The organism is Nostoc sp. T09, from assembly GCF_002154695.1.
Taxonomy (GTDB): Bacteria; Cyanobacteriota; Cyanobacteriia; order Cyanobacteriales; family Nostocaceae; genus Aulosira.
This window is the reverse complement of sequence record NZ_MTAV01000020.1, coordinates 18941-43488: the sequence shown is the minus strand read 5'-3', so window position 1 is coordinate 43488 and position 24548 is coordinate 18941. Positions and strand designations below refer to the sequence as shown.

General features: G+C 40.3%; 25 protein-coding genes, 2 tRNA genes and 1 pseudogene. 8 read left to right on the top strand and 20 right to left on the bottom strand.

Going from position 1 to position 24548, the window contains the following annotated elements:
* Nucleotides 1–26 precede the first annotated feature (26 nt).
* The 7 genes from BV372_RS06500 to glmM all read right to left on the bottom strand — a co-directional run bounded on the left by BV372_RS06500 (nt 27) and on the right by glmM (nt 9180).
* The gene (locus tag BV372_RS06500) at nt 27–665 is read right to left on the bottom strand and encodes a peroxiredoxin (protein WP_086684911.1); all 639 of its coding nucleotides are present in this window, start codon (nt 663–665) and stop codon (nt 27–29) included.
* 380 nt (nt 666–1045) lie between these two features.
* Nucleotides 1046–2227: a hormogonium polysaccharide biosynthesis glycosyltransferase HpsP gene (gene hpsP / locus BV372_RS06495; protein WP_086685059.1), complete on the bottom strand. Its 1182-nt coding sequence runs from the start codon at nt 2225–2227 to the stop codon at nt 1046–1048.
* Between the two features lie 57 nt (nt 2228–2284).
* Complete coding sequence (gene hpsO / locus BV372_RS06490) at nt 2285–3460, bottom strand: hormogonium polysaccharide biosynthesis glycosyltransferase HpsO (protein WP_086684910.1); 1176 nt, start codon at nt 3458–3460, stop codon at nt 2285–2287.
* 133 nt (nt 3461–3593) lie between these two features.
* Nucleotides 3594–4574: a hormogonium polysaccharide biosynthesis glycosyltransferase HpsN gene (gene hpsN / locus BV372_RS06485; protein ID WP_086684907.1), complete on the bottom strand. Its 981-nt coding sequence runs from the start codon at nt 4572–4574 to the stop codon at nt 3594–3596.
* Nucleotides 4575–4676: 102 nt separating this feature from the next.
* The gene (locus BV372_RS06480; RefSeq protein ID WP_086684903.1) at nt 4677–5798 is read right to left on the bottom strand and encodes an acyltransferase; all 1122 of its coding nucleotides are present in this window, start codon (nt 5796–5798) and stop codon (nt 4677–4679) included.
* Nucleotides 5799–6023: 225 nt separating this feature from the next.
* A complete protein-coding gene (gene hpsL, locus BV372_RS06475) occupies nt 6024–7667 on the bottom strand; it encodes a hormogonium polysaccharide biosynthesis protein HpsL (protein WP_086684901.1) in 1644 nt (547 codons plus the stop codon).
* A gap of 55 nt (nt 7668–7722) precedes the next feature.
* Nucleotides 7723–9180, bottom strand: a complete 1458-nt coding sequence (gene glmM / locus BV372_RS06470; protein WP_086684897.1) for a phosphoglucosamine mutase — start codon at nt 9178–9180, stop codon at nt 7723–7725.
* Between the two features lie 713 nt (nt 9181–9893).
* Between glmM and BV372_RS06465 the strand changes: the two genes are divergently transcribed.
* Complete coding sequence (locus tag BV372_RS06465) at nt 9894–10610, top strand: heme oxygenase (biliverdin-producing) (protein ID WP_086684894.1); 717 nt, start codon at nt 9894–9896, stop codon at nt 10608–10610.
* Nucleotides 10611–10894: 284 nt separating this feature from the next.
* Complete coding sequence (gene cobW / locus BV372_RS06460) at nt 10895–11935, top strand: cobalamin biosynthesis protein CobW (RefSeq protein ID WP_086684891.1); 1041 nt, start codon at nt 10895–10897, stop codon at nt 11933–11935.
* A gap of 160 nt (nt 11936–12095) precedes the next feature.
* Here cobW and BV372_RS36030 read toward each other — a convergent pair whose 3' ends face one another.
* The gene (locus BV372_RS36030) at nt 12096–12260 is read right to left on the bottom strand and encodes a hypothetical protein (protein WP_179197994.1); all 165 of its coding nucleotides are present in this window, start codon (nt 12258–12260) and stop codon (nt 12096–12098) included.
* A 49-nt stretch (nt 12261–12309) separates the two neighbouring features.
* Here BV372_RS36030 and BV372_RS06455 point away from each other — a divergent pair.
* Both BV372_RS06455 and BV372_RS06450 read left to right on the top strand, forming a co-directional pair.
* A pseudogene (locus tag BV372_RS06455) lies at nt 12310–12480 on the top strand (EamA family transporter); the annotation flags it as partial.
* A gap of 41 nt (nt 12481–12521) precedes the next feature.
* Nucleotides 12522–13001 (top strand): ABA4-like family protein, encoded by a 480-nt coding sequence (locus BV372_RS06450; RefSeq protein ID WP_086684885.1) that lies wholly within the window; start codon nt 12522–12524, stop codon nt 12999–13001.
* Nucleotides 13002–13045: 44 nt separating this feature from the next.
* On the opposite strand, the gene BV372_RS06445 is transcribed toward BV372_RS06450, so the two are convergent.
* From BV372_RS06445 to BV372_RS06420, 6 genes are all read right to left on the bottom strand, one after another.
* Nucleotides 13046–13273, bottom strand: coding sequence for an acetyltransferase (locus tag BV372_RS06445; RefSeq protein ID WP_086684882.1), 228 nt, complete (start codon nt 13271–13273; stop codon nt 13046–13048).
* A gap of 112 nt (nt 13274–13385) precedes the next feature.
* Nucleotides 13386–13607 carry a hypothetical protein gene (locus BV372_RS06440; RefSeq protein ID WP_086684879.1) on the bottom strand — a complete coding sequence of 74 codons (222 nt, stop codon included), beginning with the start codon at nt 13605–13607 and terminating at the stop codon, nt 13386–13388.
* 63 nt (nt 13608–13670) lie between these two features.
* Entirely contained in the window at nt 13671–13979 is a 309-nt protein-coding gene (locus BV372_RS06435; RefSeq protein ID WP_086684877.1) for a DUF3181 family protein, read from the bottom strand.
* 120 nt (nt 13980–14099) lie between these two features.
* The gene (locus tag BV372_RS06430; RefSeq protein ID WP_086684874.1) at nt 14100–14357 is read right to left on the bottom strand and encodes a 2TM domain-containing protein; all 258 of its coding nucleotides are present in this window, start codon (nt 14355–14357) and stop codon (nt 14100–14102) included.
* 115 nt (nt 14358–14472) lie between these two features.
* Nucleotides 14473–14856, bottom strand: a complete 384-nt coding sequence (locus BV372_RS06425; protein ID WP_086684871.1) for a response regulator — start codon at nt 14854–14856, stop codon at nt 14473–14475.
* Nucleotides 14853–16052 (bottom strand): sigma-54-dependent Fis family transcriptional regulator, encoded by a 1200-nt coding sequence (locus BV372_RS06420; protein ID WP_086684868.1) that lies wholly within the window; start codon nt 16050–16052, stop codon nt 14853–14855. Before BV372_RS06420 ends, BV372_RS06425 begins: the two co-directional genes overlap by 4 nt.
* Nucleotides 16053–16401: 349 nt before the next feature.
* On the opposite strand from BV372_RS06420, the gene BV372_RS06415 reads away from it, so the two are divergent.
* Nucleotides 16402–16599 (top strand): DUF2795 domain-containing protein, encoded by a 198-nt coding sequence (locus BV372_RS06415; protein ID WP_086685056.1) that lies wholly within the window; start codon nt 16402–16404, stop codon nt 16597–16599.
* 1 nt (nt 16600) lies between these two features.
* Here BV372_RS06415 and moaC read toward each other — a convergent pair whose 3' ends face one another.
* Nucleotides 16601–17107 (bottom strand): cyclic pyranopterin monophosphate synthase MoaC, encoded by a 507-nt coding sequence (moaC, locus tag BV372_RS06410; protein WP_086684864.1) that lies wholly within the window; start codon nt 17105–17107, stop codon nt 16601–16603.
* A gap of 37 nt (nt 17108–17144) precedes the next feature.
* On the opposite strand from moaC, the gene BV372_RS06405 reads away from it, so the two are divergent.
* Nucleotides 17145–17218: transfer RNA gene (locus tag BV372_RS06405), tRNA-Arg, on the top strand.
* Nucleotides 17219–17267: 49 nt separating this feature from the next.
* On the opposite strand, the gene BV372_RS06400 is transcribed toward BV372_RS06405, so the two are convergent.
* From BV372_RS06400 to BV372_RS06390, 3 genes are read right to left on the bottom strand one after another with little or no spacing between them, the layout of a single operon-like run.
* Nucleotides 17268–18500, bottom strand: coding sequence for an MFS transporter (locus BV372_RS06400; RefSeq protein ID WP_086684861.1), 1233 nt, complete (start codon nt 18498–18500; stop codon nt 17268–17270).
* Nucleotides 18501–18546: 46 nt separating this feature from the next.
* A complete protein-coding gene (locus BV372_RS06395) occupies nt 18547–19560 on the bottom strand; it encodes a glycosyltransferase family 2 protein (protein WP_086684858.1) in 1014 nt (337 codons plus the stop codon).
* A gap of 14 nt (nt 19561–19574) precedes the next feature.
* The gene (locus BV372_RS06390) at nt 19575–20279 is read right to left on the bottom strand and encodes a C40 family peptidase (RefSeq protein WP_086684855.1); all 705 of its coding nucleotides are present in this window, start codon (nt 20277–20279) and stop codon (nt 19575–19577) included.
* Nucleotides 20280–20301: 22 nt separating this feature from the next.
* Between BV372_RS06390 and BV372_RS06385 the strand changes: the two genes are divergently transcribed.
* The gene (locus tag BV372_RS06385) at nt 20302–21243 is read left to right on the top strand and encodes a serine hydrolase (protein ID WP_086684852.1); all 942 of its coding nucleotides are present in this window, start codon (nt 20302–20304) and stop codon (nt 21241–21243) included.
* 374 nt (nt 21244–21617) lie between these two features.
* Nucleotides 21618–22448 (top strand): hypothetical protein, encoded by an 831-nt coding sequence (locus BV372_RS06380; RefSeq protein WP_086685053.1) that lies wholly within the window; start codon nt 21618–21620, stop codon nt 22446–22448.
* Nucleotides 22449–22719: 271 nt separating this feature from the next.
* Here the strand turns inward: BV372_RS06380 and BV372_RS06375 are convergent, their stop codons facing one another.
* Together BV372_RS06375 and BV372_RS06370 are read right to left on the bottom strand one after the other, a co-directional pair.
* On the bottom strand, nt 22720–24045 hold the full coding sequence (locus tag BV372_RS06375; protein WP_086684850.1) for an ABC transporter substrate-binding protein: 1326 nt from the start codon (nt 24043–24045) through the stop codon (nt 22720–22722).
* 285 nt (nt 24046–24330) lie between these two features.
* Nucleotides 24331–24422: transfer RNA gene (locus BV372_RS06370), tRNA-Ser, on the bottom strand.
* Nucleotides 24423–24548: the final 126 nt, after the last annotated feature.

Below are 24548 nucleotides of genomic sequence, written 5' to 3'. Positions count from 1 at the left end.
ACAGTTACATGAAATAATTTTCAGATTTACTTGTTAGGCTGAGGTGTCATCCTTAGATAGGGTTTGACTTCCTCGTAACCTTTGGGGAATTTCTGCTTCAGCACTTCTGGATCTTTGAGTGAGGGGACAATTACAACATCATCTCCATCTTTCCAGTCAGCTGGTGTAGCCACACTGTAATTATCAGTCAGTTGCAGAGAATCAATTACCCGCAATAGTTCATCAAAGTTGCGTCCAGTGCTAGGAGGGTAAGTAAAGCTAAGACGTAGCTTCTTATTGGGGTCAATAACAAAAACCGATCGCACTGTTACCGCTGCGTTGGCATTAGGGTGGATCATATCGTAAAGGTCAGAAACTTTACGATCTGCATCTGCCAAAATTGGGTAGTTGAGAGTAGTACTTTGGGTTTCTTCAATATCGCCCACCCATCCATTGTGGGATTCTACATCATCGACGCTGAGGGCGATCGCTTTGACATTGCGCTTGTCAAATTCTGGTTTCAGCTTGGCAACTGTGCCTAATTCGGTGGTGCAAACAGGTGTAAAGTCAGCAGGGTGAGAAAACAGCACTACCCAGCTGTCACCTGCCCATTCGTAAAAATTTATGTCGCCGTGTGTAGAGGCTTGCGTAAAGTTGGGTACTGTATCACCTAGACGGAGAGTCATGAGAGCTTTCCTGTAGTTAGAAGGCATTATGTATTCTACTATGCGATCGTGACATAAAACCCCGGTTTCCCCATCGGGTTAAGAGATGTGCAAGAAAATTTTATGTTACGTAATTTCCCTTAAAGAAGCTCAATACATGATGAATAAAAAAAGCAAAGGGCAGGAGGCAGAAGGAATACCTTCAATTTCTGCCCACGACTAAAAGCAGTAAGGATATCAAGCCCTCTGGAAACTTTGTTCGCTGGTTCCACTACGTTCAGGAGGGGTCTGAATCCCTTTCTTAACAGAACCTTCTGCCCTCTGCCCGACGCTCGTTCGCTCTTAGCGTCTCCCCTTAGGAGAAGACTCGCTAACGCTACGCTATCGTACTTCTGCCTTCTTCAAGATCGCAAGATTTGCTTGTATGCCAGGATAGTTTGGTGAGCGATCGCATCCCAACTGTAATGTTTTAATGCAAATTGTTGGGCATTCAATCCCCGGCGTTGGCGTTCTTCGGGGTTTTGCAAAGCTTCTTGCAGTAAATTTACCAGTACTTGTACATCCATTGCACCTACCCACCCCGATTCACTTTCAAGTATCTGGTGACAAATATGCACTTGGTCGGAAATTACCACAGGTATTCCTGCTACCATCGCCTCAGCAACAGCAATACCAAAATTTTCATAGTACGAAGGCAAGACAAACAAATCGGCAGCTTGCAGTAAACTAGCTTTTAACTCACCTGTGACAAAGCCTGTAATTGTAGTGTGCGATCGCAGTGGTGAATTTTGGATTTGAGAGATGATATTTTGTTCATAATCTGGATCTTGGGGATTTGTCCCTGCCAAGACAAAGTGAAAATTACAGCCAGATACTAACAGCTTTTCTAGCGCTGGAATCAACAAATTCAAACCTTTTTTGGGGTCAATGCGTGACATGAATACTATTACAGGTACATCATTTGGTATCCCCAACTCATTGCGTACCAAACTCTTCTGTTTTTGCTTGATGAATTTAGGCGGAACCACACCTAAAGGAATCACTAAATCTTGCGTAGTAACTCCAAATCTTGCTGATATTTTTGCTTCTTGATCGCTAGTAAAATGAATTGCTGCTGCACCAGCTAAATTTCGCCGTTCAATAATTGCGGCATAAAGCTGTTTTAATAGCTGTTTCTTACGTAAATCAGCCGGGTCAAGAGTTCCCAAAGGACGCAAAATATAGGGCAATTTCTGCTGACGACAGATAGTCGCCGCAGCGCTACTAACAGGAGAGAATAAGGCATGAATATGTGCAATCTCAAATTCGCAGGCGTGAAGTTTTAGCCACTTAAGTAAATCTAGGGAAAACTTATAGCGACGAAATGGAGCACAACGAAAATAAATTATTTCATAACCATCTTGTTTAACTGGAAAATTTAAGGGAACATCCAACGGTTTTTGTCCAGTATCACCATTACTATCAGTTGTGATTACTGTAACTTCTACTTCCTCTTTTGCCAAGGCGGGAGCCAGTCCTAACACCATTTGGCTGGGACCACCATAAATTAGAGAAATTGAGGGAATAATGTGGAGAATTCGCAGATTTTTGTCATTTGTCATTTGTCATTTATCCTTTATATTTTGTCCGATAAGCAATGACTATTGACTATTAACAAGTTCTTTGTAAAAATATAATTGCTGCTGTGCTACAGCTTGATTTGTATATTGAGCCTTTGCCTTTTGATAACCCATTGCACCTATTTTTTGAGCGAATTCTGGGTTTTCAATTAATTGAGTTAAGCAATTAGCTAAGGCTTGGAAATCTCCTTCAGGAAACAATAAACCAGCATCACCAATTACATGGGGAATTTCGCCAGAACTTGAACCAATTACAGGTACTTTGCAAGCCATTGCTTCAATGAGTACATGACCAAATTGTTCTTTCCAGCCAATAGCAGTTAAAGTTTTAAATTTATAAGTAGTTTCTGATGGCAGTACTAAAGTATGCATTAAATTGATATACTGAGGCACTACATTATGTGCGACACTTTCAATCACAAGCACTCGTTCTTTAATGTTATTTTCTGCTGCTATTTTAAGTAATTCTGTATGTAACTCTCCTCGTCCAAGCAGCAGTAACTTCCAAGCTTTATCTTTTAAAGATATTAATGCTTGCAAAAGCGTTAGCAACCCTTTCTCCTGAACAAATCTGCCAACGAAACCGACTACAAAATCGGTTGGTAAAATTCCTAATTTAGTAGCTAGTTCTGGTAGCGATTGGGGAGTAAATAATTTATCATCTACACCCAGTTGCGGCATTACTTTAATTGGTCCATGATACCCTTTTTGTTGTAAAATTTCTGCTCCATCCTGATTACCACAAATAATTCCGTGGCTATGGCTGAGGTTATATTTTTCTAGTAAAGCCACTGGCAATTTTAGTTCGTATGGCAAGTTCCACCAAGTAAAAAATACATTTTTTGCTTTCAAACCCAAGAGTTGATTTAACGCAATCATTTGGGTATACGCTAGTCCTCTAGAGCCTTGTTCTACCTGAATAACTTGAGGACGAAACTGCTTTAACAAATTTATTAAATCAGCACCAAATGCTAAAAGTCCCTGATGATTTTGACTAAAGTTAGAAATTGGTACTATTTTAAATGAGCCTTCATCACGGTATTCAGTTTCAATCATTTTATTTTGTACACCACCAGGTTGCCAGCGTTTAGGCACAACAACAATCACTTCAATTCCTGGTTCTAGTTGAGATAAAGTGCGTAATTTTTCGCAGTTTAAATCTACAATGTAAGTATGGCTAGCAACTAAAATTCTCATAAGTAAGTTAATTAATAAAATTGAAATATTTCAGTAACAGTGAAAACTTTGTAAGGTGGACAATGCCCACCCTACAAAAATACCAAACTAATTAATAGGTAATATATTTGCGTACATCTGCGGTTAAAATCAACTAAAATTCTTGATCAAGACGACTATAAATTTGTCCATCATTCCATATTGATTGAATGATAGTGCTTACAGCTTTGAGAAAACCCAAAATATAGAAAAAGCCGCGAGTCACAATTTTGATCGGAGAACCGCTTTTATGACAAGGAGGTCTTCCCAAAACGTGACAATCAAATAAACGGGCGTAAAGGCGTAAAGCTTGGGTAACCGTGAGGTTTTTCAGTCCCAGTAAGAAATGGTTATGGTAAAAGGTGAGTTGATATTTGAGCGATCGCATACTCATATCATGACAACCGCCTGTTTCTTCACCTAAATGCACTAAATCAGCCTCTGGGTCATACCAAATCTTATATCCCGTCTGCCGCAGGCGCAAACAAAAGTCTGATTCTTCGCGCACTGCACTACCACGAAAACGTTCGTCAAATCTCAGTCCATGCTTGGTAAAAATTTCGCGGCGAAAGGACATATTACAACCCCTAGCTGTCAGTACTTGCTGAGGTTTGATGGTATGGACTAAATCTATGTGATACCAAGCAATTCCTGGGTCCATCGCTTGCGGTGGAAGATATTCAATTTGCAAATCGCCTCCAGAATCACCTAATTTCATTCTGTCAAATACTCGTCCAGCAACAGCCCCTACCTCTGGATTTTGCACATAGTTTTTCGCATGGGCTGATAAAAAACCAGGTGTTAACTGAACATCATCATCAATAAATAAAATTATTTCACCTTCTGACCGCCGCACCCCATAATTGCGTGCACCTGGTAAACTTGCCCAATCTAAGCGGAACCATTTAATTTTGCCTACGGTTGCCTGTTCTTCCAGATAAGCTTGAATTTCTGGTTGATGTTTTGGGGTTTGGTCTACCACTATAACTTCAAAATTCGGATAATCCTGTTTCAAGACATCTACAAGACTATCGCGTAGTGCTTCTTCTCGATAATAGGTCGGGATAACTACAGAAATTAAAGGTAAATTACTCATATATATTTTTGTTTAGTTGATAAATAAGAAAATAACCGCAATTACCTTTACCATTTTTATCTCTCTTAAGTTTATTAAATTTAATCTTTATGAACTTGAATTTTACTTACTTATGACAGTTAATAGTTTTTTGGTAACAATTTTTTCTAATTTAGTAAATAAAAAGGTATAGATTGCCACTAAAATAGTTAGCAATAATAATGACAGCATAATTTTAAAATAAACATTAGTTTGTAAAATATTATTTAATTTTGGTAATAAGACAAAATACAAAGGTTGATGAATTAAATAAATTTGGTAAGAATAAATTCCTAGCATTGAAGTAAAACTTAAAATCCATTCTAGTTTAGCTATTTTATCTAAACGACTTAATAACGCTTGGATACCCAAGAAAAAGAAGGGAGTAAATAAGATATCAAAGCCTAGCATATATATGATATTTATTTTTGTAATGCCCAAAATAACGTAAAAAACTAGTCCTAGACTAAAAATACTAGCCGAGATGATAAAATCTATTTTTCTGAAGTTTTGTTTTTCTGCATAAATAAATCCCCAATAAATTCCCAGACAAAATTGAAATACGTAGCTACCTAAAAAGTTATTTTGTAAAAAAAACAAGTAATTTTCAATATTATTTTGTTGTAGAAAGTAGATGGATATAAATTTTGTTAAGCTGGCAAATATCAAACCTAACCAAAGTATTCTTTTGGTTTGATTACGACAAATTAGAAATATTAAAGGAGTAAATATATAAGCTTCTAAGATAACTGTGAAAAACCAAAACCCTGGGTTAATAGCTTGGAACTTAATTCCTGCTAGACCTAGACAGGTTAAAATAAAGTTAGTATAAGATTTTATCTTTAAATTAGAAAACAAATAATAAAGCAAACAACTTAATATAACAGATAATAAATATGCTGGGTAAATTCTTAGTAATCTTTTAGTAAGCCACGATCGCCAGTTTATTTTAATATCTTGTGATTGGAATTTAATTAATTTAGAAATTAGACTGTAACTTGTATTAAAACCAGCCATAACAAAAAATATATCTACAGCAGCATATCCTAGCTTGGCTGTATTTCGGTCTAATATAGAAATCAGTTGTATTCGTTCTGGATAATTTTGAAAAAAATGAAATATTAGAATGGCTAAGATTGCAAAACCTTTCGTCTGGTCAATCCAATTAAATCTCCTCCGATATTCAGGATTTTGATTTTGTATCATATATAATAATTTTTGTTCGCAAGGCTAAAAAGATTATGTATCTCTAACTTGGATTAAAAAGTTAAACAATATTTTTGAATTTATTAATAATCAAAAATAGCCGTTATCAAGCTAAATATATAAGTTTTTAACTTTGAATCTAGCCTAGTCTAAAATTAAGTATTTGCCCTCCGAGAGTTTACGGGAGTATTATATTTGGCTTGGGTTTCATATTGAGTTAAATTCTCATCTGAGAGGACGCTTTTTATTTCCTGTCTGCTCTACTTCCATGTTGTCCTTCTCTTGTTGTTCTATTACTGGCAATTTAAAAAGAACACCTGCAAAAAACCAGTAATAAACAGCAACAGGATCGACGTCTAGAGGGTAATAGTAGGTGTTATAGCTAATAAACAAGATAAACACCCATAAAGAAGCTCCATAACTGCGGAAATTACGGTTTTTTAACGAGCGATAGGTCTTGAATCCAGCTTTTGTGAGGATGGTGACTAATAGCAAGAAAGCTATTAATCCACAAATTCCTACTTCAAACAGTACTTTAGGGTAGTAGGTTTCCACCAGTTTAGTTGAACCCATTGAACGAGCAGAATTAGTGGCTCTTCCTAAACCACTTCCTAACGGTCCATCGACATTTGTCCAGTTTTCTTCAAATTGCTGAACAATAAATTCTTGGGGTGGTGAAGCTTCCCAGCGACCAGTAAAACTCTCAGTTCGTTCTTGCACTACAGTAGGATTGGCGATCATGGCAATTCCCAGAATCACAGCCAGTCCTACACCAATGGGAATAAAACGTTTGAGGTTGGCAATTTGACCAGTAAGAAATAGTAAAATTACGAAGCAGATTGGTACTAAAGCTAGGGCAATTCTCTGCCCAGAAATCACAGCATTAATAAAGACGGAAGCTAAAGAACCTAAACTTATAAACCGCCAAATTATTGAAGGATCGCTGAAGCCAGTAGCAAAGGTAAAAAAGGTACTAGCAATTAAAAACCATGCCCATTGCCAAGGAGCTACAAAGGTTCCTGGTAGGCGAATTACTCCTTCTTCTGGACTGTATAGTAGGGCACCACCAAAATAACACCGAGCTTCTAATGTTGCTCTAAATAAGGCATCACCTTCTAGACCTCTAGTACCTTGGCAGACACCAGTTAGTAGTAACAAGTATTGAATAAATCCTAGGACACAACAGATCAGTGTTACAACAACTTGTAAGCGCGATAAAAATAGAAAATCTTTTTGATTGCGAATTAAATAATAAGCACAGGTAATTAGAGGTACATAGCCTAAAAATACTTTTAATCCTAAAATGCCCAAACCTATAGGAAATTCATTTGGTACTTGTTCTAGTAATCCTACTTTAGGTGGGTTGAACTGCTGCCCGCCATTGATAAATACCAGTGTTAGTAAGCAAAATGTTAATAAAATTAATAGTGGAGTTTTAATGGCTTGAGGCAGAATGAAGGGTAACCCCTGCTTACGACAATTTTGCCAAAGTCCAATTAAGGCTGGAACATAAAAAGCGTCTTTAGCTAATTGAAGTATAGGACTACTGCCGAGGTAGTAAGTGATAGTACCCCCCAAAGGTACGTAAATTAGGAAAGCAAAAAGAGCTTGGCGGGGGTATTTGTAAGATAGGGAAAAGATGAGAATTGCTAAAGCACCAGGAACTGCTACCTTAATTCCACCTACAAAAAAAAGCAGTATCCCAAAGAAGACACCGCCAAAGGTGGCGGCGGTCAATAAACTCGTAAATTCTTTACGTGCGAGGGTGGCTTTGCGCTTTTGGGCTAACCGTTCTTTCAGGCTAAGAGTAGGTGTTTCGGATTGCGATCGCTTTTTTGATTTTTGAGATTTTTTCTTGGGTTTGGCCATGAGTTTCAGTTCTGCGTGCTGAGTCCTGATATTTAACTCAGCACGTCAGCACTGGTTATCCTAAGTGTTGCTGGACTTGTGAAACCAATTCATTTGTCCAGTGGTGAGCAAGCTCAGCATTTGCCGCTTCCACCATAACCCTGATGACTGGTTCTGTGCCAGAAACACGGACTAAAATTCTGCCAGCATCACCCATTGCTGTTTCGGCAAGGGCGATCGCTTTTTGTAGCGGTTCGCAATCTTTCCACGCCATCCGGCGATCGCGATCTATAACTCGCACGTTCTGTAATAGTTGGGGATAGGTCTGAAAGCTTTGGTCTACCATGTCGTGGAGGGCAACACCAGCTTCTTTAATTAAAGCTGCTATATGTAAGGCTGTTAACAAGCCATCTCCGGTAATGCCATAATGACGGCAAAGGATGTGACCCGATTGTTCGCCTCCTAGCATTCCTCCTTGTCGCAGCATTTCGGCTTGCACATATTGGTCGCCTACAGCTGTGCGAGTCAATTTACCACCTAATTTTTGCCAAGCCTTTTCAAAGCCTAAGTTGGCCATGACAGTAGAAACTATCAAATTATCTGGCAGTTGTTGTTTTTGCTTGAGGTGGCGTCCCCAAAGGTAGAGAATGTAATCGCCATTCACTTGCCTTCCTTTACTGTCTACAGCTAAAACGCGATCGGCATCTCCATCAAAGGCAAAGCCGACATCGGCGTTGTGTTCCTTGACAGTAGCTTGGAGAATGTCTAGATGAGTAGAACCACAATTAACATTGATGCGATCGCCATCTGCTTCGTTATGCAAGCAAATAACCTCTGCTCCCATTTCCTTAAATACTGCTGGGGCTAATCCAACTGCTGCCCCCCATGCTAAGTCTAAAACAATCTTCATCCCCTGAAGATTGACTGCACTGTGCAAGGGTTGTTTTAAGGCTTCGCTATAATGCCCGACTAACTCTTTTCTTAAATAATGCCGCCCACAATTACTGACACTGGCAACAGCTGACTTATTGCCACGTAGTCCGGCTTCAATTTCTGCTTGTAATGCTAGCGGTAACTTCGCACCATCCGCACCAAAAATCTTAATCCCGTTGTCCTCTGGTGGATTGTGGCTGGCAGAAATCATCACTCCGCCTATGGCATCACTAATGCTTGTAAGATAAGCAACGCAGGGAGTAGGGCATAACCCCAAATACCAAACCTCTATTCCCGCTGCTGTTAACCCGGCACTCAAGGCCATCGCCAGCATATCACTGGAGTTTCTAGAGTCCTGTCCGAGAATAACTGGACCTGAGTTGGCAGCATGAGTACGCAAAACAATACCCGCCCAGAAACCTATTTGCAATGCTAAAGGCGCACTCAGCAACTCTCCTACTCGTCCGCGAATACCATCTGTACCAAATAAAGGATTTTTTGGTAGTGCTATTAAGTTAAGTGCAAAATTACTTTCGATATTGTCTTCCACAGCGGAACCTTCATGAAGGCCGCCTTGAGTTCGAGTTATTGATGAAACCATATGTTTAAACACTCCACACAGTCACACAGGAGAATAGCACTTTACACTATGTTCAACAATTCTGACTTATTAGCTTTTGATTGGTGAAGTAACTAGATGTAGATCAATGTCAGCATCAAAGTTGTCTGTAGACATAGCCACTCGTTGCTTTTCAACTGACGACGATTCTTTCCTTGTCAGTTGATTGTTGCCTACCAACTTACTATATATTTGTTCTTTTGACGGAATCTCTATAATCTAAAAATACTGTTGTTAAGTAAAAATACTTATAAATATTTTTGGCTAATTGTAAAGATTCTCGTAGAGACTTGTTGCTCAGGAATTGATAAATAATCTCTGCAACTATCACTATTGCTGACAGTCATCTCGACAGTATTGTTTCCGGTTATCGGTAATTAATATCACTTTACAAAGTAAGCAAAGATAAATAAACTGTAAAAAGCATGACTTTCTAGGATTTAGAGCCAAATCGGCAGTTGTTCTGGCAAATATCCAAATTAGCTAGTTAGAACTTAGAATCAAATTTCGTAACTAGAGATTCTCACCTGATAAGACGTTTTGCTATGTAAAACTAGATCCCAAACTCAAGGAGCTTAAAAATTTTTAATATAAATTCTCATCAAATAGTTTTAATGTAACGTTTTAATGGCCTTTTTTAGCCGTTAGTAAATCGGAACTCTGGTAGTTGACCTTTTAAAGTTGAGAAATTTAGCATGAGTAGCAATTTAGCAAGCAAATTGCGTGTAGGCACTAAGAAAGCCCATACGATGGCAGAAAACGTCGGTTTTGTCAAGTGCTTTTTAAAAGGAGTGGTGGAGAAAAGCTCATACCGCAAGCTAGTTGGTAACTTCTATTTCATCTACTCAGCTATGGAAGAGGAAATGGAAAAGCTTGTTGACCATCCGATTGTTAGCAAAATTAATTTTCCCCAACTCAACCGTAAGCAGACCTTAGAGGAAGACCTGAGTTACTACTATGGCTTCAACTGGCGAGAGCAAATCCAGCTATCTCCGGCGGGCGAAGCTTACGTGCAGCGCATCCGAGAAATATCTGCAACACAACCAGAACTATTAATTGCACATTCTTACACCCGTTACCTCGGTGACTTATCTGGTGGTCAAATACTCAAAAACATTGCTGTAACGGCAATGAACCTTTCGGAAGGGCAGGGTACTGCCTTTTATGAATTTGCAGAGATTCCGGACGAGAAGGAATTCAAAGCTAAATATCGTCAAGCTTTGGATGAATTGCCGATCGATGAAGCTACAGCCGATCGCATTGTTGATGAAGCTAACGCTGCCTTTGGCATGAACATGAAGATGTTCCAAGAATTGGAAGGCAACTTGATCAAAGCAATTGGTGTCATGCTGTACAACACCCTGACACGTAAGCGTACACGTGGTAGCACCGAACTCGCTACTGCTGAGTAAATTTTTGTAAGTCAATCTTTGTAAATTCTAGGGGCGATTTCCCTGGGGTCTCCTGAGTAAAATTAGGCGATCGCAAGGAAGTTGCCCCTACTGCTATTTAGTCATTTGTCATTGGTCATTTGTCAGTTGTCATTTGTATTTCTTGTCCCGCTCTACTCTTTCCGCCTCAGCCTCATCCCTGTTCCTTTTCATACATATAAATCCTGATTTCCAATCGGCGCGGCGATCAGGCAAAATGCAAACAGAGTCAAATTATGGCTTTTGGGCAAAATTCTCATTAAACAATGGCTACTAAAATTCCTGTCACAGTAATCACAGGCTTCTTAGGCAGTGGTAAAACCAGCCTAATTCGCCACCTGCTACAAAACAACCAAGGACGCCGAATTGCGGTTTTAGTTAACGAATTTGGGGAACTCGGTATTGATGGGGAATTATTAAAATCCTGTCAAATTTGTCCCGAAGATAGTGATGATGGGAGCAATATCTTTGAATTAACTAACGGCTGCTTGTGCTGCACCGTGCAAGAAGAGTTTTACCCCACAATGCAACAGCTGCTCAAGCGGCGGGATAGCATCGACTGCATTGTGATTGAAACCTCTGGTTTAGCTTTACCAAAACCTCTGATCAAGGCTTTTCGCTGGCAGGAAATTCGTACTGGTGCAACGGTGGATGCGGTGATTACCGTCGTAGATTGTGCAGCTGTAGCTGCAGGGACATTTGCCAGCAATCCCGAGGCAGTAGCAGAACAACGGCAAGCAGATGATAGCCTAGAACATGAAACACCATTGCAAGAACTATTTGAAGATCAACTGGCTTGTGCAGATTTAGTAATTTTAAATAAAACTGACTTGGTAGATGCTGATGCAAAAGCAAAAGTTGAGGAGTTGGTTAAACAAGAGTTACCAAGGGTGGTGAAGATTGTCGAGAGCGATCGCGGTCAACTCGACCCATCTATATTACTGGGATTCCAAGCCGCTGTGGAAGATGACTTAGATAGCCGTCCCAGTCATCACGACACTGAAGAAGACCACGACCACGACGAAGAGATTACCTCAACTCACGTAATTTTAGACCGTGCCTTTGACCCAGAAAAACTACAACAACAACTGCAACACATAGTAAACCAGCAAGAGATTTATCGCATTAAAGGTTTTGTGGTTGTGCCAAATAAACCCATGCGTTTAGTCATGCAAGGTGTAGGAACCAGATTTGATAAATTTTACGATCGCCCCTGGCAACCAGAAGAAGCAAGGCAAACCCGTTTAGTTTTCATCGGTCGTGATTTGAAATCTGCGGAGATAGAATCGCAACTTGTAGCTTTGTAAGTTAATCAGCATTAAAAGAAGAGGAACGGGCAAAAGCGGAAGATTCTTCCTACTACCCCTTACCTCTTCTATTATCAGGTTTCTGGTTTAAGGAAAAAATATCTAAAAAATTAGCTTTAATTAATTGCTTAGAATTTGTCGGACTATAAATTTTAATTGCTCAAGGCAAATCACTGGATATAGGTATGAATTTAGGAACAATAGCCACCTTTTCTACTGCTTTGTCTTGGGCTGTCTTTTCAGTATTAATTAAACACGAAAAATTGGTTACCGATATTGGGATATTTCTGTTTAATTTATTTGGATTTTTATTTTTATTATGCATGATTCCTCTGTTCGGATTTAGGTTTTAACAGACGAATACTCAATGCTTAGGAATCTTCTATTTGGCAATTTTTCTGGGTGCGATCGCCTTTATAGTTTGGAATCGGGGATTGCGTGTGATCACAACAGGAATTTGCTCTAACATTGCGCTGCTGACTCCCATAATATCTGTATTATTGTCTGTTATATTTCTCCATGAACCCATCTTGGGAGTAGGATAATTTGTGACAGAGTTAGTCACTAAGGGCAAACAATAAACTTCATGAACATCACACAATTATTTAATATTGCCAATCTTTTTGTTTTACCTTTCTGGGCACTGATGATTCTCCTACCTAATTGGAAAGTGACTCGGCGGGTAATGGAATCATATATACCCTTTGTACCTTTAGCTGGGGCATATTTGTATTTGTTTATCAACAGCATTACCCCAGAAAATGCCCAAGCTTTATCTAATCCCCAATTAGCTGACATTGCAAGATTTTTTGCCGATGAAAAAGCCGCGGCAACTGGTTGGATTCATTTTCTGGTGATGGATTTATTTGTTGGCCGTTGGATATATTGGCAAGGGCAAAAAACAGGTATTTGGACAATTCACTCCCTTGCACTATGTTTATTTGCTGGTCCTTTAGGAGTTTTATCTCATATCTTGACTTACTGGACAACTAAAACATTCTTTCCCTCTTCTGAAGAGAAAGCGGCGACAGTAGTAGACAAAGTTATATCATCCAGTAACACCTAATTTGGGTAATAGGTAATCAGAAAGAACCTATTACCCATCAAGTTTTAGCTAGCTTTTTTATAGCTAGCTTTTCTATAGTTAGCATCTAACCAACAAAGTGGTAACTTTTCCCCAGAAGGAAAAACCAACTCTTCTTTTTTAAAGATTTCTGTTTCCTGTTCTTCTTGACCTTCTTGATCCTGTGCATGAACACTATCACTATTAGGATCAATCAATTCCTCAAAATCAACAATCTTTACTAAATCATTAGTATCTTTGATTTGTAAAAACATCTAATTAACCTCACTAAATTTGCTTGAAATTTAACTACAACTAGCGTCAATGTTTGAAGTGTTTTACTTTGAGTAAGTGCTCAATTTCCCCAGTTAACAAGAGAATGCTTACTTAAGCCTTACCAGATTGTTCAACTAGTTTTTTAAACCGCATGTATGCTTCTTCTGGTGTCAACGGTTCAGATTCTTTTTCGTTGGGAATGTAATATTGCCTGCTATCGGGAAAATAACGCACTACAAAACTAGGTATCAAACCCAAATCCAAAGCTTTTTTACCCAGTTTTTCTGCTGTTTCTGCTAGGGTCTGTTCATCATGGAATTGATATGCAGTCATGTCCACTTCCTCATTGAAGGTTGCTGCAAGAGCCAGTATGGACACTTAGGGTGGATAGAAAAATTAAAACTCACGTTGGAATTTTTCCAAAATATCTACTAAATTTACCTGGCATTGCAATGGTAGTAAATCAATTAAAGGAATTTCCTTTCTCCCACCACCAATTTTGACAGGGATGGATTCTAATACGGCTATAACTCGGTCTTCATTGACAGTATTAGAAGTAATTAAGGGATACAGTTGTTCGGCAACAACTGTATGCAATTTGGCATTAGATAAATAAAGATGCCACTTAGCAATGTCTATGTAGATGTTTTCACCTATTTCGGCTGCTAGGGCTTCTAGTAGCTCTGTGGTATTAGTCTTAGCCATAAAAATAACCCCATATCAACAAAGAGCGCAAACTCTCAGGTTATTTAACATTATCGCTCAATTAGTCAGGCTAACTCTACAGTCACAGGTTACAATCGCCCTAGCATTGGTAGTCTATCTTCAGGTGGATTTTGGTGGTGTATCGGAATAATTTGCGATCGCACTGATATAAACTAAATGCACCAACAATACAACGATCCAACTTACTGTCAACCAAGGCAGCCATTCCCAGTTAGCTGCTTTCAGATTTTGGAAAAACCACAGCCCAGAATTAATCGTAGCTGCGATCGCCACGTGTACAGCAAAATTCATTCTGTCATCTATCTTGCGGTAGGCTGGGTCTTGGCGATCGGGTTTAGTAGGCCAACGAGGAGGCATAAATATTTGTTACATATTTCAACACACCCTAGTTATTCTAAAGGTCATAGGGGTGCAGTTGCTATTAGAACTAGGCAATAGGGAAAATTTACCTTGAGAATGAACAGATGTAGCACTAAGTTGGAGAATTTTTGTAAGCAGACTCTATTATTTTCAATAATTCTGTAGGGTCATAGGGTTTATTCAGAAAATAAGAAATACCCAAGGATGAGGCTAATTCTTCTACATGACCATAGGCTGTAGCCAATACAACTGCTAGATTGATGCCTTTTGCCTGGAGGTGCTGATAAACTTCTGCCCCTGTTAGTTCTGGCATCCGATTATCTAAAATTAATAAGTCAGGTCGCTCGTTAACCACTCTTTCTAAAGCTTCTCTGCCATCCCGTGCTTCTCTGACTTCCCAGCCTTCATCCTCAAGTAAAAAAACAAGCATCTCTCGACTATCATCATCATCGTCTGCAATCACCACTTTGCGTCTGACTGAACTGTTATTGGTCATAAATTCTTGTTTGCTATCGGTAGAGAAAAAGTGTACTGGGTATGTTCTGATTGATCAATATTTAATACTGAAATTGGTATAAAATTCACTTGTGCTAAATCAGAATTAAGCATCCTAGACACTACCACTTCTACTGTTCCGCCTCTATCTGCACTCTCAAAAGCTTGCAAAAAATAACGAAAAAGCTTGCGTAACAGGCTTCTAGAATCGGCCGCAACTGTAATAGGCTCTTGCCAGTATGTGACAACTTCTAGTTTACGGATAGAGGCTTCAGTTGAGAGCAGATCTACTAAATCACGAATACTATCAGTGAGCGACACAGCTTGGACTGTACCAATCTCTAATGATGCCAAATTACGCCAAACTTCAGCACGGTGACGAAATATTTGAATTGATTTCTCAGCTTTTTGCAGTAATTGCATCGCATAATCTAAGCGATTAACAGCTACCATGCGAGAGCCAATTTCAAGTTTTAAGCGTGCCGCCTGATGTGCTTGGATAATATCTTGACGTAGTTCTTCTAATGGCTGATACTCTTGAGAATTTGATGTTAGTACACGGCGAATATCGTCTTGTAAATTTGCGATTAACAATTGTGCTTCAATCCCACCAGATGCGCACAGCAATATTTCTTTTAGCCGTTGTCTAGTATCTGGACGCTGTAAAGATATACCCAGGACTCCGACAATTTCCTTTTTATCATTTCGTAGGGGAATGCCTTGACAAGTAAACTGATTAAACCCTTGAATAAAATGTTCTGCTGCAACGATTTCTACATAATTTTCTGCTGCTAAAGGCGTGCCAAGCCCATTGGCACCAGCTACAGCTTCCGACAGCAGTGAACCGATCCCAGGAACAGCTTCGGGACCATTTACGGTTTGCTCGTCACCTACCATATCCAAAACGATGGCGTGGCGATCGCCTAACATGACTGCGTGGCGATCTTGCCCCGCCGCTTGTGACAGTAGCCGAAAATAGGGACGGACAGCAGCGATCAGATGACTATTTTGCTCTACCAAACGTTCTGTATCTAAGCTCGATAGTTTTTCGGCTTGTAGCGCGCAGGGGTTAGCTCCTTGAAGATGCGATCGCTCCCAAGCATGATAAATTGGCGATCGCAACAAATTAAAAGGAATTGCACCACTAGATTTGTAAACACGTCCTGCTTCAAAAGCATCATTATTTAGAGAGGACATTGCTTTAATCTCAATTTATAATTATCAGCGTAATCTAATAAATCTCGTCTTGTTTTAAGTATTTTTATTTATATGTCTATTTAAGATAAATACTATAACATCTTGTGGCTGAAGAATGTTAGATAAAAATTATTTTTCCAGTATTTAATAATTATTCAAGTCTCAATATTAATCAAATTCGTTTTTTAAATAAATTATTGATATCAAAAATTATTTGATATAAAAATTGTTACATCAACCCATTGGTTGACTTTAAATCTTTATAACTTAAAAATGATTCTTCTTTTTGGTAGAGGGAGTTAACAGAGCTACTTGTGAAGATGGAAATGAAATTCAGAGGTAGATGAAAATGGCTAAAGCTAACCCAGTTTCAGTACAAAAATACTTGAAAGGTGTTGATTATCCTGCTACCACAGAAGAATTAATTGAGTACGCTCAAGAGCAAGGCGCTGATGAGGAAGTGCTTTCAATTTTAGAGCAATTACCAGAAGATGAAGAGTTTGAAAGTCCAACCGATCTCAGCGAAGCTATAGGCGAGCTTGAGTAGGCTATGATTCTGGCGGGGAATAATCTCCTGATTTTCCGCCAGTTTTACTAATTAGCCGAATTGATTCAATTTGAATCGATTTTTCTAAAGCTTTTGCCATATCGTATAAAGTTAAAGCCGCGACAGAAACAGCAGTTAAAGCTTCCATTTCTACCCCAGTTTCAGCTTTAGTTTTAACGGTGGCATAAATTTTATAGCCTGGCAGTTGAGCATCAGGTATCACCTCAACTTCAACTTTTTGCAATGGCAAGGGATGGCACAAAGGAATTAAATTAGCTGTCTGTTTAGCTGCCATGATTCCAGCTATCCTGGCAGTTCCTAACACATCGCCTTTGGGAGCATTCCCGCCTTGGATGGCGGCAAAAGTTTCCGGCAGCATTCGTACTTGGGCGGTAGCTACAGCTTGGCGAACAGTGGGCACTTTTTCAGACACATCTACCATCTGTGCGTGTCCTTGCCGATCAAGATGGGTTAAGTTGGCAGAATTAGATAAAAAATCTTCTTGCATCATTTTGAGAGAACGTGTTAATATAATTTCCTGGCAGGGGCGTGTAGCTCAGTGGACTAGAGCACGTGGCTACGGACCACGGTGTCGGGGGTTCGAATCCCTCCTCGCCCGTTAATTATAAAGTTAGAGACGCAATAAATATTGCGTCTTTTGCTGTATATCAAGATTGATTAAGGGAATAAGCATCCTTCCCACGACCCAAGGCAAAGCGCAGGGAACCAGGAAGGTCTTTGTTGCACTGGGTAAGAAAAATTAGCAGTGCCAGAATAGTTAAACCAGCACAAAAAGCAAACATATTACGGTAGCCGACTTGTTCAGCAACAGAACCGAAAACAGGGCCAGCGATCGCAATTCCCAGATCTAACCCCATAATACAGATAGAAAATATCCGTCCCCTTTCTTGTGGTAGCGTCCGATCTGCAACCACAGTGGAAATCATCGGCATGAGGATACCAGAACCAGCCCCCTCCAAAATTCCAGCTATTAAGAAAACATTCGCGCTGCTAGCTTTCCATAACAAGATCATGGATACAGCATAAACAACCAGGCTTAGGGTAATAAACAAACCTCTACCATAGCGATCGCTAGCTTTGCCAGTGAAAAAGCGGACGCTAAAACTAGCAAGTGCCCCAACTGTATAAAACAAGCCTGGGTTTAAATTAACTTGAGCTGCTTTGATAAATAAAGGTACAAAGGTGTGCAAAGTTCCAAAAGCCAAGCCAATCATCAGCATGATTGTTGCTAGGACTTTCACTCTCGGACTAAATAACAATTGCCAAAACTTGCCATCATTACTGTCAACTTGATGCTGTTTGTGGATTGGGGGATTAACAATAGGTACAAGACACAATAAACCAACCACAGCCAATCCCGTAGATAACAAAAATAACAGTGTGTAACCACTCGCCGCTTGTAAATATCCCCCTAAAGCTGGGCCAATAGCTGCACCAATCGGAGTTACCAGACTCATGTAGCCCATGATTTCACCACGATTTTTTTCTGGTGCTAAATCTGCTACCAATGCTAAGTAACCTGTAGTAAAAGCCGCGATACTGATGCCATGAAAAGCACGCACCGCCATTAACCCAGGAATTGATTGCACTACGATGTAACCAAGCGGTGCGATCGCATTGACCAATATCCCAATCAGCAAGACTATTTTCCGGCCCCGTCGATCTGCTAACCTTCCAAATACGGAGCGAAATAGCAACATCCCAATCGCAAAACTACCCAGCACAATGCCAATTTGTTGCTTGGTCGCACCCACATCCTCCATGTATAGTGGTAGCGTTGGTAATAAAGCACCCAAACTAGACCAGAATAATAAACCTGCTGTAAATAAAGCCAGCAGGTTACGTCTTAGTTGGAATTCCAAGTTCTCAAAGACTTTCAAGGCAGATGCAGTTGAATACTAAAGGTGTTTTCCTCTTATTGTTACGTTAGTTAACATTTTTTGCTACCACTTCCCGCACGCGATAGATAGGTCTACCTTGAGATTCATGGTAAGTACGCATCAACAACTCTGCCAACAGACCAAAGGAAAACAGCTGCACCCCTGTTACTAATAGCAGAACCGCTAAAATCAGCAATGGGCGATTGCCAATCATTTCACCCCAAGCCAATTTGATGAAGGTCAAGTAAATTCCGATAATTGCTCCTAAAACCATTGAGAATAAGCCCAACAGCCCAAAAACATGCATTGGGCGTGTGAGAAATTTCTTCATAAAAGAAATCGTCAACAAATCCATCATGACCCGGAAAGTCCGCGATAACCCATACTTACTGCGACCAAAACGCCGGGGATGATGACGCACGGGGATTTCTGTAATTCTTGCGCCTTCAATGTAAGCTAGGGCTGGTAAAAAACGATGCAGTTCACCGTAAAGATTCATATCTGCCAAAACTTCGGCACGATAAGCTTTGAGAGAACAGCCATAGTCATGTAATTGGACACCTGTAATCCTACCAATCAGCCAATTGGCAATTTTTGAAGGAAGTAACCGCGACAAAGCAGCATCTTGGCGTTTGTGTCGCCAACCACTGACTAAATCATAGCCTTCTTCTAGTTTGGTTAATAATATGGGTATATCAGCTGGGTCATTTTGCAGGTCAGCATCTAAAGTGACAATAACTTTACCTAAAGCATAATTAAAACCCGCAGCCATTGCCGCAGTTTGACCATAGTTACGCCGCAGAATTACTGCTTTTAAATCATTGCGTGTTTGTGCTTGTTGCTTGAGCAATTCGGCGGAACCATCGGTTGAACCATCATCTACACAGATAATTTCATAGGTTAACTGATGGGCACTTAAACAAGAAGCGATCGCCTCTATTAATAATGGCAAGCTTTCCACTTCATCACGTACAGGTACCACCACCGAAACATCGGGGACAATTCCTAAAATCGCCCCATTTTCCCCATTTGTCCTGTCTGAAACCAAGCCACTCCTCATATTCCTCAGCGTCCTCAGCGTCTCTGTGGTTCGTAACTCTTGATAACTCTGCCAGCACCGCGCAGCTGCTGATAATATGACCGACTAACCTCATCTCCCTGTTCCGATAGCCGATTAATCCCAATTCCATTTCGTCCCTGATCTTTCCCCGAACTATGGATATAGCAACCATCTCCCAAATAGAGTCCGACATGAGTTGCTTTTTGGGGAGTGCCAAAAAATATCAAATCTCCTGGCTCTAATTCTGTAATAGTAATTGATTGCGTAAAAGCTTCTTGTTGATAAGCATCTCTAGGTAACCAAATACCTACAGACACAAAAGCCGCTTGCATCAATCCAGAACAATCATAATTTGGCCCCACCGTACCACCCCAAAGATAATAATTTGATTGTTGCATCGCTTTGTGAGTAAAAGCGATTACCTCTGGCAGCAGTTTTTTAATCTCAGATTCAGAAAATATTGTCACCCGATAAGGTAAAGTAGCTCTTTGTAATAAACCTACATCAGCAAGAGATACCCACCCTGGATAGTCATCTTCACACAAATACACCTCAACAGCTGCATCTTGATGATTTGATGTTACCCGCAGATGTCGCCCAGAAGCGGCTTGAGTTGCCAGGCGCGCACATTCAGGAGAATCATATAAGTTTAGGTCAGCGAGACAATTGTACTCAGCCGCTGAGAGATTTTGGATGATGGATTTTGGATTAGAGAGCATTCTGCAAGGTTAATAACTAAATATGATTTTCTTCCGAAAAGACGAACAACTCGATAATCTAGGGTTAAGTATTTTAGAAGCAACTTGGGCAGCATTTCCGACGTTAGCTCGGAATCAAATTGCTCTGACTTGGATTGTCTACGATCCACCTGTACTAGTAAATACTGGTGGAGCTTTAACTCCAGATGCCTTTTGGAACCATTCTGTACGTGGTTTTACTTATCGCGGTGTTGAGCGGATTTACCCAGCAAGTGTCGTGAAATTGTTTTATCTGGTAGCAATTAACGAATGGCTAGAAAAAGGGATGGTGCAAACTTCCAAAGACTTAGAAAGAGCCATCCGCGATATGATTGTAGATTCTAGCAACGATGCTACCAGTTTAGTTGTAGATGTTCTCACTGGCACAACTTCCGGTCCAGAATTACCCCCCGGCCCATTTGAAACCTGGAAATCCCAGCGCAATTTTGTCAACCGCTATTTTCAGTCTTTAGGTTGGGAGGAAATGGAGACGATTAACGTCTGCCAAAAAACTTGGGGTGATGGGCCCTATGGGAGGGAGAGAGCATTTTATGGAGAGATGTTAGAAAATCGCAATATGCTGACAACAAATGCAATCGCCCGATTATTACATAGTATTGTTGGCGGAGTAGCCGTTTCAAGTGCGCGATCGCAAGCAATGATGGCTTTGCTCAAACGTAGTCTCAAGCCTGATGATTTACCTACTGATGTCGAAGAAGACCAAGTAACGGGTTTTTTGGGCGGTGGACTTCCTCAAGATGCCCAACTTTGGTCAAAGGCTGGTTGGACAAGTCAAGTGCGCCACGATGCAGCATATATTGAGATACGCGATCGCCATCCTTACCTCTTAGTAGTATTTACTGAAGGCAAAGCCAACGCTAAAAACCGAGCTATTCTACCTTTTATCTCAAAGCTAATTACCGAAGCTGTCGGTAGTTTACAATAGGGACTCTCATAGCGCTGCGCAGAATTTCGCGCAGCGAAGTAAGTTTTTAATTGAAGCTAATTCCAAAACTATAGGACTCATATTTGATTTTTGAAAAAAACTCAGTACACTTTTGTTCTCTGTTCCCTCCCTACGTAAATAATTTCAGTAATCAAATCGGATTGCTATATAAGCATTTATAACCAGCGTTGATAGTGCTGCATTCAGAAGTTGATTTTTGCACTACTCCTGAGGCTCAAATCCTAGCTAATTCCGTTAAATACAGGATGTAAGAATTAATTTTTTCGTGTTAAATGGTTGAATATTGCTAAGGTTTCTTGAGTCAACACAAAAAACCTTTATCTATGTGTGGCAATATTCTGTCAGGAGTGAATGTGAATACTATTTTTCTTCGTAAAACTGTTTTTTGGCTACCCAGTTTAGCAGCTATAGCCATTTTAGGTACTAGCTTACCTACCTTAGCCCAAACAGTAGACACATCAAGCAATCAGCCGTTAAGCGAGGCTACTACAACTGTAGAGTCTCCCAAGCAATTAGGTACTGAAATAGAGGCGACAAGCCAAAAACTACCTAGTGAAACTGATAATTTAGCAGTGTTGCAGCAGTTTCCTAACGCTGCTACACAGGAAACCGCTACTCGTATAGTTACACCCGTTCCAGGTACAGCAATTACTTCAGCTGCTGGGTTTGTAACTCAAAACCCAGAATCTACTTCTCAACAGTCTACTTCTCAACCATCTGCTGCTACAGTGGCGCAAGCAGATATCGACCCAGGTAGGCCTACCCGTGGAGGTAGAAGCTATATTGGTGTTGCTGGTAACATTGGTTTGAGTGGTAGTGACTCAGCTTTAGGTGATGGTAACTTTGCGGTCATCAGCAAAGTCGGGCTGACAAATACTTTCTCAGTGCGACCATCAGCAATATTAGGTGACAATACCACGATTTTAGTGCCCCTCACCTATGACTTTAGCTTTCAGCAGGTAGCAGACCCATTTAGCGAACCTTTACCGATTGCACCCTACATTGGCGCAGGTGCAGCGTTTAAAACTGGGGATAATTCTGAAGCTGCCTTTTTAATAACTGGTGGTGTTGATTTCCCGCTAACTTCTCAATTTACAGCCACAGCTGCTGTCAATGCTGGCTTTTTTGATAATACCGACATAGGTTTGTTGGTAGGAGTTGGTTATAACTTCAGTGGTTTCTAAAAGCATAGTAAGCTAATGTGCTTTAAGCTGCATAATCCGTAGCATCAGCAAGACGCAAAGATGCAGTTTGAATGATGATTAGCTTAGTGAGTGCTGAGTTGTAAGTATATTTCACTCAGCACTTATCAGATTTTCTGTCAAAATCCTAGTTTTTGATTCGGAACCACAGATAAACACTAATAAAATTGGTGTTTATCTGTGGTTTTTCCTAAAATCGACTTTTGCAAAAGGTTAAATTTACAGCCTAAATACAGGTTTTCTTAACCTCTCTCTATTTAGGACTAACTTTGTCAATTACCTTGATTTTGCCATCATCTCCGACAGTCCAGACATCGTAGACACCAACAACATCGCCATTAGCATCAACGTCAACGTTGCCACTAGCTCCTTGGTAGTTAATTTTTTTACCTTCTTTCAGTAATTTTAGCCCTTCACAAACATCAGTAACTTCTGTACCTGATCCAGCAGAAACTTCTCGAATTTTATTGGCGATGCCAACGCCTGTGTTTTCTTTAGCAGCTTGTGCAGCTAATACCAACAATGCAGCTGCGTCCCAAGCTTGAGGAGCATATTCTCCAGGGGAACCACCCTTTTTATCTTTCCATAGCTTGTTAAATCCTTCCAAGGCTTTTCCATCAGAACCAGGTACTGTACCGATCGCTCCGGTTAAAATATATTTGCCGTCACTACCTTTACCAACTTGCTCTGGGAAAGTAGGAGCTTTGACGCCATCTGTCAGTAGAATTTGCACTCCTTTAGTCAAGCCTTGTTGGTAAGCAGCTTTGAGAAACAGGCTACCTGTCTCGGCATACAGCACTGCCAGCACTGCATCTGGTTTACCAGCAAAAGCCGCACCAGCTTCGGTATCAAATGTTTGGGCTTTGGGGTCGTAGCGGACGGGTTTGTCTTTATTAACTACTGTTCCACCTAACTTTTCAAAAGTTTGCACAAATGCTTTTTCAAAACCAACGCCATAGTCGTTATTAATGACTACTGTAGAAACGCGCTTAAATCCTTTTTTCTTAGCAAGTTGGGCTAAAGCTAGTGCTTGGTAGGTATCTGGGGGAGCAGTACGCGCCCAAAAGCCTTTATAGTCACCTTTTTGAGCCTTGTCGGTAAATACAGGACTGGTGCTACCTGGAGAAACCAGCATCACTTTATTCGGTGTAGCAACAGAGACAGCAGCAGTAGAAACACTACTAGCAAAAGAACCCACTACACCAGCAACTTTATCTAAGGTTGCTAGTTTGGTCATACCAGCAGCACCTGCTTTAGGATCTGTTTGATCGTCTACTGGCACTAACGTCACTGGTTCACCGTTAACTCCACCACAAGCATTAACTGTGTCAACGAGCAGGGGAACTGAACCTACCATCTGTTGTCCGATAGATGCTAAGTCGCCGGTTGTTGGCAGTAGGGAACCAATTTTCAATCCCTTAGCATTGCTAGTTGTAGTAGTTGAGTTCACTGCTGGGGCGGCATTTTGAGTGTTACCTGTGTTATTCGCGTTAGTAGCACTATCACTACAAGCCCCTAGAAAGAAACCTGTTGCTAGGGTAGCTATACTCAAGGCTAAGGCAGTACTAATTCTTTGCATAAATACTTTCACTCCTCTAATCTTTAGGAGCCTGAAAGTAGGATTCTAAACTATATTTTCAGGTTAGGCCGATTTTAACAGACTCCAAAGGATAAATAATATCATCCCCTTGAAGATATAGAAGTATGCACACCAAAATTAATACCTATACCCAAAGAAAATATTTTTATCACTTTGGAAAAATTTATGGCGCTCAATTGTAAAAAAAAATATATAAGGTATAGTTTCGCTAGTGATTAAATTGAGCTTTCATTATTCATCACTTAGTTCCAATACCTTGGAAAACGGAGAGGGAGGGATTCGAACCCTCGGTACGGAGTTGCCTGCCGTACAACAGATTAGCAATCTGCCGCTTTCGACCACTCAGCCACCTCTCCTGGGTCACGAATAACAATGGTAGCAGATAGATTCAGAGAAGTCAAACATTTTTTAGTCATTAGTTATTAGCCATTGGTCATTAGTCAAAAGCTCTGAGACTATTGACTCTTGACCCGTGCTGATTA